General features: G+C 70.9%; 12 protein-coding genes and 1 tRNA gene. 5 read left to right on the forward strand and 8 right to left on the reverse strand.

Annotation, left to right across the window (positions count from 1 at the left end):
- Positions 1-247 precede the first annotated feature (247 nt).
- Positions 248-1,366: a glutamate--cysteine ligase gene (locus LG278_RS03995; protein ID WP_404391165.1), complete on the forward strand. Its 1,119-nt coding sequence runs from the start codon at positions 248-250 to the stop codon at positions 1,364-1,366.
- 40 nt (positions 1,367-1,406) lie between these two features.
- On the opposite strand, the gene LG278_RS04000 is transcribed toward LG278_RS03995, so the two are convergent.
- The 4 genes from LG278_RS04000 to LG278_RS04015 all read right to left on the reverse strand — a co-directional run bounded on the left by LG278_RS04000 (position 1,407) and on the right by LG278_RS04015 (position 5,061).
- Positions 1,407-2,132: a hypothetical protein gene (locus tag LG278_RS04000; RefSeq protein WP_404391167.1), complete on the reverse strand. Its 726-nt coding sequence runs from the start codon at positions 2,130-2,132 to the stop codon at positions 1,407-1,409.
- A 72-nt stretch (positions 2,133-2,204) separates the two neighbouring features.
- Entirely contained in the window at positions 2,205-3,746 is a 1,542-nt protein-coding gene (locus LG278_RS04005; RefSeq protein WP_404393526.1) for an MFS transporter, read from the reverse strand.
- Positions 3,747-3,944: 198 nt separating this feature from the next.
- Positions 3,945-4,021, reverse strand: a tRNA-Pro gene (locus LG278_RS04010).
- 107 nt (positions 4,022-4,128) lie between these two features.
- Positions 4,129-5,061, reverse strand: a complete 933-nt coding sequence (locus LG278_RS04015; RefSeq protein WP_404391169.1) for a metallophosphoesterase — start codon at positions 5,059-5,061, stop codon at positions 4,129-4,131.
- A 79-nt stretch (positions 5,062-5,140) separates the two neighbouring features.
- On the opposite strand from LG278_RS04015, the gene LG278_RS04020 reads away from it, so the two are divergent.
- Positions 5,141-5,596 (forward strand): GatB/YqeY domain-containing protein, encoded by a 456-nt coding sequence (locus LG278_RS04020; RefSeq protein WP_404391171.1) that lies wholly within the window; start codon positions 5,141-5,143, stop codon positions 5,594-5,596.
- A gap of 139 nt (positions 5,597-5,735) precedes the next feature.
- Here LG278_RS04020 and LG278_RS04025 read toward each other — a convergent pair whose 3' ends face one another.
- Positions 5,736-8,198 carry a transglycosylase domain-containing protein gene (locus LG278_RS04025; protein WP_404391173.1) on the reverse strand — a complete coding sequence of 821 codons (2,463 nt, stop codon included), beginning with the start codon at positions 8,196-8,198 and terminating at the stop codon, positions 5,736-5,738.
- A gap of 271 nt (positions 8,199-8,469) precedes the next feature.
- Between LG278_RS04025 and LG278_RS04030 the strand changes: the two genes are divergently transcribed.
- Positions 8,470-8,772 carry a WhiB family transcriptional regulator gene (locus LG278_RS04030; protein ID WP_404391175.1) on the forward strand — a complete coding sequence of 101 codons (303 nt, stop codon included), beginning with the start codon at positions 8,470-8,472 and terminating at the stop codon, positions 8,770-8,772.
- Positions 8,773-8,895: 123 nt separating this feature from the next.
- Here LG278_RS04030 and LG278_RS04035 read toward each other — a convergent pair whose 3' ends face one another.
- The 3 genes from LG278_RS04035 to LG278_RS04045 form a co-directional block, all read right to left on the reverse strand.
- Positions 8,896-10,068, reverse strand: coding sequence for an ArsA family ATPase (locus LG278_RS04035; protein WP_404391177.1), 1,173 nt, complete (start codon positions 10,066-10,068; stop codon positions 8,896-8,898).
- On the reverse strand, positions 10,065-11,066 hold the full coding sequence (locus LG278_RS04040) for an ArsA-related P-loop ATPase (protein WP_404391179.1): 1,002 nt from the start codon (positions 11,064-11,066) through the stop codon (positions 10,065-10,067). The genes LG278_RS04035 and LG278_RS04040 overlap by 4 nt, the downstream gene beginning before the upstream one ends.
- Before the next feature lie 213 nt (positions 11,067-11,279).
- On the reverse strand, positions 11,280-12,095 hold the full coding sequence (locus LG278_RS04045) for an alpha/beta hydrolase family protein (protein ID WP_404391181.1): 816 nt from the start codon (positions 12,093-12,095) through the stop codon (positions 11,280-11,282).
- Positions 12,096-12,177: 82 nt separating this feature from the next.
- Between LG278_RS04045 and LG278_RS04050 the strand changes: the two genes are divergently transcribed.
- Both LG278_RS04050 and LG278_RS04055 read left to right on the forward strand, forming a co-directional pair.
- Positions 12,178-12,342, forward strand: a complete 165-nt coding sequence (locus tag LG278_RS04050; protein ID WP_141824447.1) for a DUF4177 domain-containing protein — start codon at positions 12,178-12,180, stop codon at positions 12,340-12,342.
- 2 nt (positions 12,343-12,344) lie between these two features.
- Positions 12,345-12,809: a RidA family protein gene (locus LG278_RS04055; RefSeq protein ID WP_404391183.1), complete on the forward strand. Its 465-nt coding sequence runs from the start codon at positions 12,345-12,347 to the stop codon at positions 12,807-12,809.
- The last annotated feature ends 10 nt before the right edge of the window (positions 12,810-12,819 follow it).

Raw genomic sequence — 12,819 nt, forward strand, 5'->3', positions numbered from 1 at the left:
CGATACTCGGGTGCAACAGCCCGGAGCAGCATTCATTCCCGACGGGTCGAGCGCGGGCGAGCAGGTGCACGATCCGTGGGGGATGGGTACGTGCCGTGGCAAGCAACCCCAGCACACCCTTGCGCATGCCCGTGACCGTCGCCTCCGCGGCAGGACACACCACAGACGGCGTATGCCGCCGGGCTCGCTCCGGTCCGCCGGATCACCACCCGGTCCGGCGGCATACGTCCCCCGAGAGGAGCGCGTCGTGGCCCGGACCATCGGAGTGGAGGAGGAGATGCTCCTCGTCGACGTGAGGAACGGGCGGCCGCGCTCGGTCTCCGGCCAGCTGCTCGTGAGAGCGGAGGGACAACCGCCACCCGTCGCGGGGCTGGGGGTGCACGGCGCCGTCGAGGGGGAGTTCCAGCAGCAGCAGATCGAGACGCACACGGCGCCCGCCGCCGACCTCGAGACGCTTCGGGTCGAGGTGCTGCGCTGGCGCCGCGAGGCCTTCGCCGCCGCGCGCGCGAGCGGCTCGAGCGTCGCCGCGCTCGGCACGTCGCCGTTGCCCGTGCGCCCCATCCCGGCGAAGTCGACGCGGTATGCGTGGATCGAGGACCGATACCAGCGCACCGCGCGCGAGCACCTCACGTGCGGGTGCCACGTGCATGTGTCGGTCGAGAGCGACGAGGAGGGGGTGGCCGTCCTCGACCGGATCCGCATCTGGATGCCGGTGCTCCTCGCGCTCAGCGCCAACTCGCCCTTCTGGGACGGCGAGGACACCGGGTTTGCGAGCTATCGCACCCAGTCGCTCGTGCGCTGGCCGTCCTGGGGGCCGACCGACCGCTTCGGCTCACCCGAGGCCTACCACCGGCTGGTCCGCGAGATGGTGCTGACCTCGGTCATCCTCGACGAGGGCATGGTCTACTTCGACGCCCGTCTCGCCCAGCACTACCCGACGGTCGAGATCCGCGCCGCCGACGTGTGCTTCACCGTCGAGGAGGCCATCGTGATCGCCGCGATCTGCCGCGGGCTCGTCGAGACCGCGGCGCAGGAGTGGGCTGCGGGCATCGAGGCGCCCGACGTGCCGACGGCGATGCTGCGGCTCGCGACGTGGCAGGCCGCCCGCGAGGGCCTCTCGGGCCAGCTGCTCGACCCCGTCACCGGGCGGCCGAAGCCCTGCTGGGAGGTCGTCGGTGCCCTCGTGGAGCACATCACGCCGGCGCTCGAGGCCGTCGGCGACGTCGCGGCCGTGCAGGACGGCCTCGCCCGGCTGCGCGACGAGGGCAACGGCGCGATCCGGCAGCGGCGGATGTTCGAGCGGACCGGTCAGCTCGTCGACGTGGTGGCCGAGTCGGTGCGCGCGACGGCCCACGCGGCCGACTGAGCGGACGACGCGGCCCAGCCGGACGGCATACCTCCTCGGCTCACGCGCCCCCGCGCGTGGGGAAGCGCTCGTCGGGCTCTTGGCCGCGAAACATGCTCCTGACGATCAGGAGGTGGCTGAGGCCGTAGGCGACGGCCAGCACGGCACCCACCACGCTGACGACGGCGGCGCCGGCACCGGCGGCGCTCGCGATGAGGGCGCCGAGCGTGCCTGCGACGAGCGCGTTGACGACCATGAGGAAGATCGACGTGCTGCCCACGATGTGCAGCACGACGTTGCGCGGTCGCCCGAGGGCGTAGGTGTGCATGAGGCCGGCCTCGTCGTCGTGGATCGACGCCGTCAGGTAGGGCGCGAGCTCCGGCGCCAGGTCGACGTAGGCGTGGCGGAGGCGGTTCATCGCACGGATGAGGTCGGCGTCCTCCTGGCTCGCAGTGTTGACCCGGATCGCCGTCAGCGTGCCCATGATGAGCGCGGCCGAGGCGAAGCCGATCGCCATGACGCGGAAGGGGGCGCCGAAGTCGGTCGCCTGCGCCGTCAGGGCGAGCACGACGAGGAACGCCGACAGAACCGTCAGGTGGATCGTGATGCGGCTCATCACCTCGCTCCACGTCAGCGAGCGGGTGCCGAGGAGGCTCCAGTGCTCGGTGGAGAGGAAGACCGGCAGGCCGGGCGTCGCAAGGTCGAGCCGGGTCGGCGCCGGCATCGGAGCCGGCTGGGGAGCCGTCGGCTCGTGGCCATCGGGGTGGTCGGAGGGGTGGTCGGACATGCGTTCAGTGTCGTCCGCGCCGGACCCCGCGTGCGGGCGTTTGGCTCCACTGCGCGGCCGCGGCTGGCTTGCTCAGCCTGCACCCAGCCCCTCGACCGCGCTCGACGGCTTGATGTCAGGGAGTCGGAGCATCCGGAAGGCGATGCCCACGCCGAGCAGGGTCGCCAGGAGGGGGATGAGCAGGGCGACCTGGAGGGAGCGGTCACGGGCCTGGTCGTTGACCTCCAGGACCGCAGCCTCGACCTCGGCCGGCTGGCCGGTGATCTGCTCGGCCAGGGCGGTGTTGCTCATGACCTCGGCGTCGTCCTGCAGGGCCACCGCGATCTGCTGCTGCTGCGCCGGGGGGATCGCCGGGTTGCTCGCCGTCAGGTTCGTGAAGCTGAAGGACAGGGCGGCGAGCATGAGGCCGCCGGCCATGGCGAGCCCGAAGGACAGCCCGAACGAGCCGGCTGCCGAGTTCACCCCCGCGGCCTCGCTGATCCGCTCCTCCTCGATCGGAGCCAGGGCGTAGTTGTTGAGCTGGCTGACGAGCAGACCCAGACCGCAGCCCGTGATGATCAGGGGGATCACGAGGTACCAGCCGCTGTCCACCCGAGGGACGATCGGGATGATGATGAGGATCCCGACGGCCGCGAGCAGGAAGCCGGCTCGGATGAGGGCTGCCGGCCGACGGCTCCCGGACTTCTTGCCGGCGACCAGGGCCGTCGCGAACATGGTCAGTGACAGCGGAGCCAGTGACAGGCCGGCCTGCATGGCGTTGTATTCCAGCGTCATCTGGAGGAAGAGCGGCAGGACGATCATCGAGCCGCCGAGGGCCACCTGCTGCATCATCTGGCCCGAGATGCCGGCCGTGAAGTTGGGCTTGCGGAAGAGGTCCGGGTCGAGCAGGGTCACGCGCTCCTCGCGCTTGCGCCGCAGGAGCCAGCGGGCGAGGGAGAAGAGCGCAACGGCGCCGACGGCCAGGAGCAGGACGACGAACTCGCCGCCCTCCTGCCACACGAGGATGCCGAGCACGACGCCACCCATGCCCAGGACCGACAGGACCGCGCCGACCTTGTCGATGGCGCGAGAGCCCGTGTAGGGCACATCCTTGACGAGCCGGATCTGGCTGAGCACGACGGCGATGATGACGACCTCGAGCGCGAAGCCGACGCGCCACGAGAGGAAGGTCGTGACGAAGCCGCCGATCAGCGGACCCAGGGCTGCCGCGATGGCAGCCGCTGCGCCGATCATGGCGTAGGCCTGCCGCTGCGCCTTGCCGGAGAAGTTGCCGTGGATGAGGGACTGCATGGCCGGCAGCAGCAGCGACGCACCGAGCCCGCCGATGATCGCCCAGAAGATGACGATCGCCGTCAGGCTCTGCGCCAGCGTCATCGCCAGGGCGCCGACCGCATACGCCAGCAGACCGAGGACGTAGGCCCGCCTGCGACCGATGAGGTCGCCGACCTTGCTGTTGATGAGGATGAAGGCCGCTGACACGAGGGCCTCGAGGGCGATGGCTGACTGCACTCCGCTTGCCGTGGTGTCGAGGTCCTCGATGACGGCCGAGATCGACACGTTCATCAGGGACGTGTCGACCACGAGCACGAACATCGCCATGGCGAGAAGCACCATCAGGCGCCGGTTGCCAGACGTCTCCGGGTCAGTGCCCTCGGGTGGTGTGGTGGTCACTCGTCCTCCTCACGGGCCGTTGTTCTCTGGCCAACGCTAGGGACGGCTCGCGGCCTCGGCATCACCCCGCGGGGATGAAGCCCACCTGGGCAGCACAAAGGGCCCTGACGGCGTCTCCGCACGTCAGAGCCCTTGAGACAGTGGTCGGGGTGACAGGATTTGAACCTGCGACCTCTTCGTCCCGAACGAAGCGCGCTACCAAGCTGCGCCACACCCCGGTGTTGCATCTGCCCTCGGTGACTCACTGGAGGCAGCAAGCAGAGATGCTAGCGCAGCCCCCCGTGCATCTCCGAATCGACCTCGAGAGGACGTCCGCAGGGCTGCGTCAGGCGCGGGCGACGAGGGTCAGCAGGGTCGCCTCCGGCCGGCAGGCAAGTCGGACCGGCGCCGTGGGGGAGGTGCCGAGGCCAGCCGAGACCTCGAGCCACGCGGCACCGTCCGGGGCCTGCGACGAGGGGGTGTGGCCGGCTCCCGGCCACCAGCGGGAGAGGCCCTTGGCCCGCCGCGTGTCGAGGTCGCAGTTCGTCACGAGGGCGCCGTAGCCCGGCACACAGATCTGCCCGCCGTGCGTGTGCCCCGCGACGATGAGCGAGGCCCCGTCGGCGGCATACGCGTCGAGGACCCGCTGGTAGGGAGCGTGCGTCACGCCGATCGTCAGGTCGGCGTCCGGCGACGCGGCGCCGCGCACGAGGTCGACGCGGTCGTAGCCAAGGTGCGGGTCGTCGACCCCGACGAAGTCGAGCCGCAGCCCGCGCACCTCGAGGGTGTCGCGACGGTTGGTCAGGTCGACCCAGCCCGCCGACGTGAAGGCGTGCACGAGCTCACCGGTGGGCAGCCGCGGCGTCGAGCCGACCGCCCTGGCGTGGTCCTTGGTGAGGTACTTCAGCGGGTTCTTGAGCTTGGGGGCGAAGTAGTCGTTGGAGCCGAAGACGAAGACGCCCGGCAGGTCGAGCAGCCACTCGAAGGAGTCGAGCAGCGCCGGCACCGAGTGCGGGCCCGCGATGTTGTCGCCCGTGTTGATGACGAGGTCGGCGTCGAGCGAGCCGAGGCTCTTGACCCAGGCGGCCTTGGCGCGCTGGCGGGGCAGCAGGTGCAGGTCCGACAAGTGCAGCACCCGCAGCGGCGCCGCGCCCTCGGGCAGGACCGGCACCTCGAAACGCCGGAGCACGAAGGCATTCCGCTCGATGAGGGAGGCCCATCCGAGCACGCCCACCCCGGTCACGCCGAGGCCGAGCACGGTCTTGGTCACGGCACGCATGGGCCTCATCCTCGCACTGCCCCCCGCGCCGCCGAGAATCCGCGCGAGAGGTGGCCGCCCTGCCTGAGAGACTGGCCCCATGAGCACCCTCAAGGAGCAGCTGCAGGCCGACCTCACCACCGCGATGCGCGCACGTGACCAGGTCGGCGCCAGCACGCTGCGCATGGCCCTGACCGCCGTCACCACCGAGGAGGTCGCCGGCACCGAGCACCGCGACCTCACCGACGACGACGTGCTCAAGGTGCTCACCAAGGAGGCCAAGAAGCGGCGCGAGGCCGCCACGGCCTACGCCGGCGCCGGGCGCGCCGAGCTGGCAGCCAAGGAGGAGGCCGAGCTCGCCGTCCTCGAGGGCTACCTCCCCAAGCAGCTCTCCGACGAGGAGCTCGAGGGCATCGTCCGTGACGCGGTGGCGTCCTCAGGAGCCTCCGGTATGCCGCAGATGGGCCTCGCGATGAAGGCTGCCAATGCCGCCGTGGCTGGGCGCGCCGAGGGTGGCCGGGTCGCTGCTGTCGTGCGCAGGGTCCTTGCTGGCTGAGGGGTGTGGGCCGGCCCCACGCTGGGAGCAGGGCGGGGCGGCTGCGCCGGCCGGACGGCATACGGGATCGGCGCCTGTCGGCGGGACATGACGAAGGGCCGACGCGAGGAGCGTCGGCCCTTTGTCAGTGGGCGTTGGGTCAGCGAGGCTTCGGCGGCTTGGTCGGCTTCGTCGGTTTGCCCGGGGTGCCGGGGTTGCCCGGCGCGGGTGGCGTGTAGACGGTGGGCTGCACGACGGGCGTCTGCGTGCGCTGGGGAGTCGTGCTCTGACGGCTCACCCCTCCGCCGCGGGAGGTGTAGATCGTGATCATGCTGCCGGGCTGGGGGTTCTGGTAGGGCGAGATGCCCGCGACCCGGCCCGCCTCGACCTGCGAGCTCATCGTGCCGCCGATGCGGGTCTGGAAGCCGGCTGCCTGCAGGAGCGCCTCGGCCTCGGGGACGGTCTTGCCGACGACGGCGGGCAGCTGGCCGGGCGTCACGGTCTGGTTGTCCGTGTCACCCTTGAGGTACTTCTCCGCAGGCTCCTTGAACCTCGCCATGGGGGCGTCCTCGAGCGCGCCGTTCATGATCTGCTTCCAGATCGGGGCAGCGATCGAGGCGCCGTGCATGACGGGGTAGAACTGGCCGCCGACGCGGACGTTCTTCATGACGCGGGTGATCGGGTCGTAGGGGGTGCCGACCCAGACGGCGGTCACGAGCTGCGGCGTGTAGCCGACGAACCACGACTCGTTGTTGTTGTTGGCCGTGCCGGTCTTGCCGGCCGACTGACGGTCACCGCCCGAGAGCTGGTTGCGGATGCCCGAGCCGTTGGTCATGTTGTACTCGAGGAACTTGTCGGTCGCGCGGGCCACGTCCGCCTCGACGGCCTGCTCGCATTTCGTCTTCGGCAGCGCGACGTTCTTGCCGTCCTTGGTGATCTTCGTGACGACGACCATCGGGCACTTCTTGCCGTCAGCGGCGAGCACGCCGTAGGCGTGGGCCACGCCCTGCGGCGAGACGTCGGAGGCTCCGAGGATGTACTGCGGGGCGTACTTGCCGATCTCCTGGCCGTTGGACTGGTGCAGCCCGAGGCGCGTCATCGTGTCGCGCACCTTGCAGCCGCCGAGCTGCTCGGCGAGGGCGATGAAGGCGGTGTTGGTCGACTTGGCCGTCGCCTCCTTCAGCGTGATCCGGCCGCCGGCGAAGGGGCTGTCGTTGAAGACCTTCCACTCGCTGCCAGGACCGCAGTTGGCGATGCCGCCGGGCCACGTCTTCGGGGTGTAGGTGGCCTGCTGGTTGCCGCCGGCCCCCTGCGCGTCGACGCTGGAGTTGACGTTCATGCCCGACTCCATGGCGGTGACCAGGGCGAAGGCCTTGGCCGTCGACCCGAACTGGAATCCACCGGAGCCGCCGTACTTCTTGTCGAGGGCCCAGCCGATGCCGGTCTTGCCGCGCGACTCCTTGTCGACGGTGTAGCGCGTGTTCTGGGCGAAGGCGAGCACCTTGCCGGTGTTGGGGTCGGCCGTGTAGGACGCCGCGCCGATGCGCTCGTCGTTGCCGATCGGCACCTTCTTGTTGATCGCGGACTGGGCGATGCGCTGGACGCGGGGGTCGAGCGTCGTCGTGATGGTGATGCCGCCGCGGTAGAGCGTGCGCTTGCGCTCCTCGACCGTCTTGCCGAGCTGGGGCATCGTCATCGCGTAGTTGATGACGAAGTCGCACCAGTAGGGGTAGGGCGAGGCGAGGCACGTGCTCTTGGGGTTGGTGACCTTCATGTCCTGCTTGAGCGTGCGCTTCTTGGCGTCGGTCCACTGCTTGTCGGTGATCTTGCCGAGCTCGTGCATGCGGTCGAGCACGACGTTGCGTCGCGCGACGGCCTTCTCGGGGAAGTTGACCGGGTCGGTCGTGCCGGGGTTCTGCGTCAGGCCGGCGAGCAGCGCCGCCTGCGAGAGGCTGAGCTTGGCGGCCGGCACGCTGAAGTAGTGCTTCGCCGCGGCCTCGACGCCGTAGGCCCGGTCGCCGTAGTAGACGAGGTTGAGGTAGCCCTCGAGGATCTCGTCCTTGGACAGCTTCTTCTCAAGAGTGATCGCATACTTCAGCTCCTTGAGCTTGCGCATGTAGTCCTTCTTGATCGCGTCGGCGGCAGCCTCCTCGTTGCCGGCGCTGAGCGCGGAGTACTGCAGCGAGATCTTGACGTACTGCTGCGTCAGCGACGAGGCGCCTACCGACGAGCCGTTGCGCAGGTTGGAGACGACTGCGCGGATCGTGCCCTGCAGGTCGATGCCGCCGTGCTCGTAGAAGCGGTGGTCCTCGATCGCGACCTGGGCCTCGCGCATGATCGGGGCGATCTTGGCGAGCGGCACGATGGTGCGGTTCTGCTCCTGCGGCGTCGCGATGACCGTGCCGTCGGAGGCCAGGATCTGCGAGGTCTGGGCCAGCGGGTCGGTGGAGAACTCGCTCGGCAGCTCGTTGAAGACGTCCACGCCGCTGCGGGCCAGCGCGCCGGTGGCGCCCACGGCGGGCATGACGAGACCGGCGGCGAGCAGCCCGAGCACGAGGGCTGAGGCCAGGAAGGCCCCGAGCAGGCTGATGACGCCACCGAGCGACGTGGTGCGTGAAGACATGCGCCAAGGGTAACTGCTGAGACCGTGTCAGCCTCATCCGACGGGGTCGTGTACTACACCACGACCGGCGTCTCCCGCACATCGGGGCCATCGAGACGTATCAGGTGACTAGTCACCCGTCTCACTAAATGGTCCATAGAGCCTATGTCGGGCCCGGCCCTGCGCTCGTAATGTCTGATTTGGGCCAACGGGGGAGGCCCACGCCGAGACCGGTGGGACGGTCTCAGTCGGCTCGGAGTCGTGGGAGGCCCGGGCGGGGAGGGGTTGTGTCATGAGTATTGCCGCGGTCACGGAGGAGTGGACGCAGGAGTGGGCGAGCCAGGCTCGGTGCTCCAGCCAGGACCCGGACGCGTTGTTCGTCCGGGGCAAGGCCCAGCACGACGCGAAGGCGGTGTGCAAGACCTGTCCGGTGCTCGCGCAGTGCCTGGCAGAAGCGCTCGACAACCGCACCGAGTTCGGGGTATGGGGCGGGATGACCGAGCGTGAGCGTCGCGCCCTGCTGCGCAGGCGTCCCGACATCACGTCGTGGAAGTCGGCGCTGCGGGCCGGGATGGCCTCGCACCCGAGGGACTGATCCCTCGGGGCACGTTGAACTGGCGCCGGGGGGTGTCAGGGGGGACGTCGGCACAGCCGGCGGGAAAGGATTGCTGGGGTCGCGCCGGGGGGATCCGCCTGAGGATGGGTGGGCTCGGGGGCCTCAGGTTCCAGCGAGTGAGGCGCCGACCTCGCGCAGGCTCTCGAGGTCGTGCACGTCACGGCCGAGGGCCGGCACCTGCACGACCGGGATGCCCGGGTGCGCCCTCGAGAAGCGGTCCGCCAGGTCGCGCTGCCGCTCCGCCGTGCGCACGAGGTCGGCATGCAGGCGCAGGACGCCGGCGGCGGTCGTCGCGGATCGGGGACCGTTGCCCTCCTCGAGCGACTCGGCCACGGCGAGCGACTTGCTCGGGCTGAGGCCCGGAGCCGAGACGCGACCGATGCGGTTGACGACGAGCCCGGCCAGCGGCATACCGTCGGCCTCGAGGCGCTCGACGAAGAAGGACGCCTCCCGCAGGGCGTCGCGCTCGGGCGCGGCCACGACGAGGAAGGCCGTGCCCTCCTCGGCGAGCAGGCGGTAGGTCTCGTCGGCGCGCTCGCGGAAGCCGCCGAACATCGTGTCGAGGGCGTTGACGAACGTCTGCACGTCACTCAGCATCTGGCCACCCAGGATCTTCGTCATCGTGCTCGTGACGATCTGCACGCCCAGGCCGAAGACCTTGAGCCCCGCCCGGCCACCCGCCTTGGCGGGAGCGGTGAGCAGCCGGATGAAGCGCCCGTCGAGGAAGCTGCCGAGCCGGTTGGGGGCGTCGAGGAAGTCGAGGGCCGAGCGCGACGGCGGGGTGTCGACGATGATGAGGTCCCACGGCGCCTCCGGGGTGCCGGCGCTCGCCTTGAGCTGGCCGAGCTTCTCCATCGCCATGTATTCCTGCGTGCCGGCGAAGGAGCTGCTGACGGCCTGGTAGAAGGGGTTGGCGAGGATCGCCTCGGCCTTGCCCGGCTCGGAGTGCGCGATGACGACCTCGTCGAAGGTCCGCTTCATGTCGAGCATCATCGCGTGGAGGCTGCCGCCCGCCGACGTGTCGATGCCGGTGACCGGGCGGGGAGTGTTGTCGAGCTCCGTGAGGCCGAGGGACTGGGCGAGACGGCGGGCCGGGTCGATCGTCAGCACGACGACGCGACGGCCGGCCTCGGCGGCCCGGAGGCCGAGCGCGGCGGCGGTGGTCGTCTTGCCGACGCCGCCAGACCCGCAACAGACGATGATCTCGGTTGCCGGAGCGGCGATGAGGGCGTCGACATCGAGCTGCGGGGGTCGGTGTGGCGAGGGCTGGGTCACGGCACCATCCCCTGCTCGACGAGGAGTGCGGCCAGCTCGTGCACCGAGCCCGAGTCGACACCTTGCGACAGGGCGGGCAGCGTGACGATGGGCAGGCCGGTGGCCTCGAGCAGCGCGAGCTGCTCGCGCTCGAGGTCGACCCGCAAGGCGTGGTCCCGAGCCTCAGCGACCAGCCCCTCGACGAGCTCGGTCGTCACGGTGACGCCGGCCTCCGTGAGCTGGGTGCGCAGGGAGGGCTTGTGGAGGCGGCCGGCCCGAGCCTGCTCGAGCGCGGCGTCGTCGAGCAGGGGCGCGCGCACCATGTTGACGACGATCGCCCCGGGACGCAGCCCCTTGGCGCTCAGCTCCGAGATCGACTCGAGCGTCTCCTGCACCGGCATCTCCTCGAGCAGGGTCACGAGGTGCACGACGGTGCGGTCGGACTCGAGCAGCTGGGTGATCGCGCCCGCCTGCGAGTGGATGGGCCCCATCTTGGCGAGGTCGGCCACCTCGGAGTTGACCGAGAGGAACCGGCCGATGCGTCCCGTCGGCGGCGCGTCGAGCACGAGGGCGTCGTAGGCGAGCGGGCCGTCACCCTTGTGCTTCCCGTCGCGCCGGCGCCGGTTGGCCTCGTAGATCTTGCCGATGAGCAGGACATCGCGCACGCCGGGGGCGATGGTCGTGGCGAAGTCGATGGCGCCGAACTTCTCGAGCAGCTTGCCGGCGCGGCCGAGCTTGTAGAAGAGCTGGAGGTATTCGAGCAGGGCTGCCTTGGGCTCGACCGACAGCCCGATGACCTCGCCGCCGCCGGCGAGGCGCAGGATGCGGGTCTCCTCGGTGCCGAGCGGCGGCACGTCGAAGGTCTGGCTGATGCCCTGGCGGCCCTCGACCTCGCTGAGCAGCACCCGCCCGGGGCGCGCCGCGAGGGCGAGCGCGAGGGCCGAGGCCACGGTGGTCTTGCCCGTGCCGCCCTTGCCCGTGACGACGTGCAGCCGCGCCTTGGCCCAGTCGTTCGTCACCCGTCCACCCTAGGGCCACGCTCACCACGTCCCGGAGTCGAGGTGATCCCGGCACGGACGTGGGTGACGCGATCACCTCGACCCGTCAGGGAGTGCCTCTGGTTCGAGGTGATGCCGGTAGTGGCGTGGGGGACGCGATCACCTCGAACCGCAGGGAGGGCGGGGAGGCGGGGAGCGTGGGGGACGGTTGACGGCGGGGTCACTCGAATGGGGTCAGGGGATGGGCGTGAGGGACTGGACGGCGGCGAGGACGTGGGCGAAGGCGGGCGAGGTCGGGTCGATGAGGGCGAAGTGGTCGGCGCCCGCGATGACCTCGCTCGTCACGTCGACTCCCGCGGCCTCGGCCTGCGCGCGGTAGGCGTCACCCACCGCCGTCGGCACGACGTCGTCGTCTGCTCCCCAGAGCAGGCGGACCGGCACCCGCGGCGGCACGGTCATCGGGTCGGCCGCCGTCCAGGCAGCGCTCCCCGGGCCCGACCCGACGAAGGTCCGCGCCGCGTCGTCCCCGAGGTGCAGCCGGTCGGCGGCTCCCAGGTCCACCACGCCCGCGAGCGAGACGACCCCGGCCACCGCTCCGCGGCCCCCCTCGGTGAGCCACGGCTGGCCGGCGGCCCAGGTCGCGAGGTGACCTCCTGCCGAGTGGCCGACGAGGACCAGGGGCCCGGGCAGGTCGGGGTCGGCGAGCACCGCGGTGACCACCCCGCGCACGTCGTCGAGGGTGCCGGGGACGCCGCCACCCGGCATACCGACCCGGCGGTACTCGGCCACGGCGACGGTGTAGCCCGCGTCGGCGAAGGCCTGCGCCTCGGGCTCGGCGTGGGCGCGGTCGTAGGCCGCGCGCCAGAAGCCGCCGTGCACGACGAGGACGGTGGCCGACACCGCTGTCGAGCCCGGTGACGGGCCGCGCACGTCATAGACCTGCGCGGGATCGGCGCCGTAGGGGCGGGTCGCGTCGGGCGGGGACGACGGAGCGGTGGGCGGGGACGACGGAGCGGTGGGCGCGGGCTCCGAGCGCGGGGCAGTCGTCATGGGCGTCATGGTGCCACCGGGCGCGGGCGTGCACGCGGTGACGGCGCCGAGGGTGAGCGCGGCACTGAGTAGGGTGAGGCGCATGACCACGTGGGAGTACCTCACTGCACCTCTTCTGATCCACAACACGAAGGCGATCCTCGACAACTTCGGGGCGGACGGCTGGGAGCTCGTCCAGATCGTCAACGGGCCCGACGGCTCGAGCCTCGTCGCCTACTTCAAGCGTCCCAAGTCTGGCGGCAACTGACCATGAGTGCTGTCGAGGACCGCCTGGCCGAGCTCGGGCTCAGCGTGCCCGAGCTCGTGCCGCCCGTCGCTGCCTACGTCCCCGTCGTGCGTGACGGTGACCTCGTCTTCACCTCCGGGCAGCTGCCGATGGTGGATGGCGCGCTCGCCGCGACCGGCAAGGTCGGGGCCGAGGTGGACGCGGACGCCGCCAAGGCGCTGGCCGAGACGTGCGCCCTCAACGCGATCGCCGCGATCAAGTCGGAGGTCGGCGACCTCGACACGGTGTCGCGCGTCGTCAAGGTCGTCGGCTTCGTCGCGTCGGACCCCGGCTTCACCGGCCAGCCCGGCGTCATCAACGGCGCCAGCGAGCTGCTCGTCAAAGCCTTCGGCGACAAGGGGATCCACGCCCGGTCCGCTGTCGGTGTGGCGGCGCTGCCGCTCGACGCGCCGGTCGAGGTCGAGGTCATCGTCTCGGTGCGGGACTGACCGCGAGAGC

It is taken from the genome of Humibacillus xanthopallidus, assembly GCF_044793955.1.
In the GTDB taxonomy this organism is placed as follows: Bacteria; Actinomycetota; Actinomycetes; order Actinomycetales; family Dermatophilaceae; genus Humibacillus; species Humibacillus xanthopallidus_C.

What these genes read in the sequence shown, in the direction of transcription:
- LG278_RS04025 (WP_404391173.1), bottom strand. Translation starts at nt 8,198, where the DNA reads ATGTCTTCACGCACCACGTCGCTCGGTGGCGTCATCAGCCTGCTCGGG.
- LG278_RS04045 (WP_404391181.1), bottom strand. Translation starts at nt 12,095, where the DNA reads ATGACGACTGCCCCGCGCTCGGAGCCCGCGCCCACCGCTCCGTCGTCC.
- LG278_RS04015 (WP_404391169.1), bottom strand. Translation starts at nt 5,061, where the DNA reads ATGCGTGCCGTGACCAAGACCGTGCTCGGCCTCGGCGTGACCGGGGTG.
- LG278_RS04050 (WP_141824447.1), top strand. Translation starts at nt 12,178, where the DNA reads ATGACCACGTGGGAGTACCTCACTGCACCTCTTCTGATCCACAACACG.
- LG278_RS04000 (WP_404391167.1), bottom strand. Translation starts at nt 2,132, where the DNA reads ATGTCCGACCACCCCTCCGACCACCCCGATGGCCACGAGCCGACGGCT.
- LG278_RS04055 (WP_404391183.1), top strand. Translation starts at nt 12,345, where the DNA reads ATGAGTGCTGTCGAGGACCGCCTGGCCGAGCTCGGGCTCAGCGTGCCC.
- LG278_RS04020 (WP_404391171.1), top strand. Translation starts at nt 5,141, where the DNA reads ATGAGCACCCTCAAGGAGCAGCTGCAGGCCGACCTCACCACCGCGATG.
- LG278_RS04005 (WP_404393526.1), bottom strand. Translation starts at nt 3,746, where the DNA reads ATGGTGCTTCTCGCCATGGCGATGTTCGTGCTCGTGGTCGACACGTCC.
- LG278_RS04030 (WP_404391175.1), top strand. Translation starts at nt 8,470, where the DNA reads ATGAGTATTGCCGCGGTCACGGAGGAGTGGACGCAGGAGTGGGCGAGC.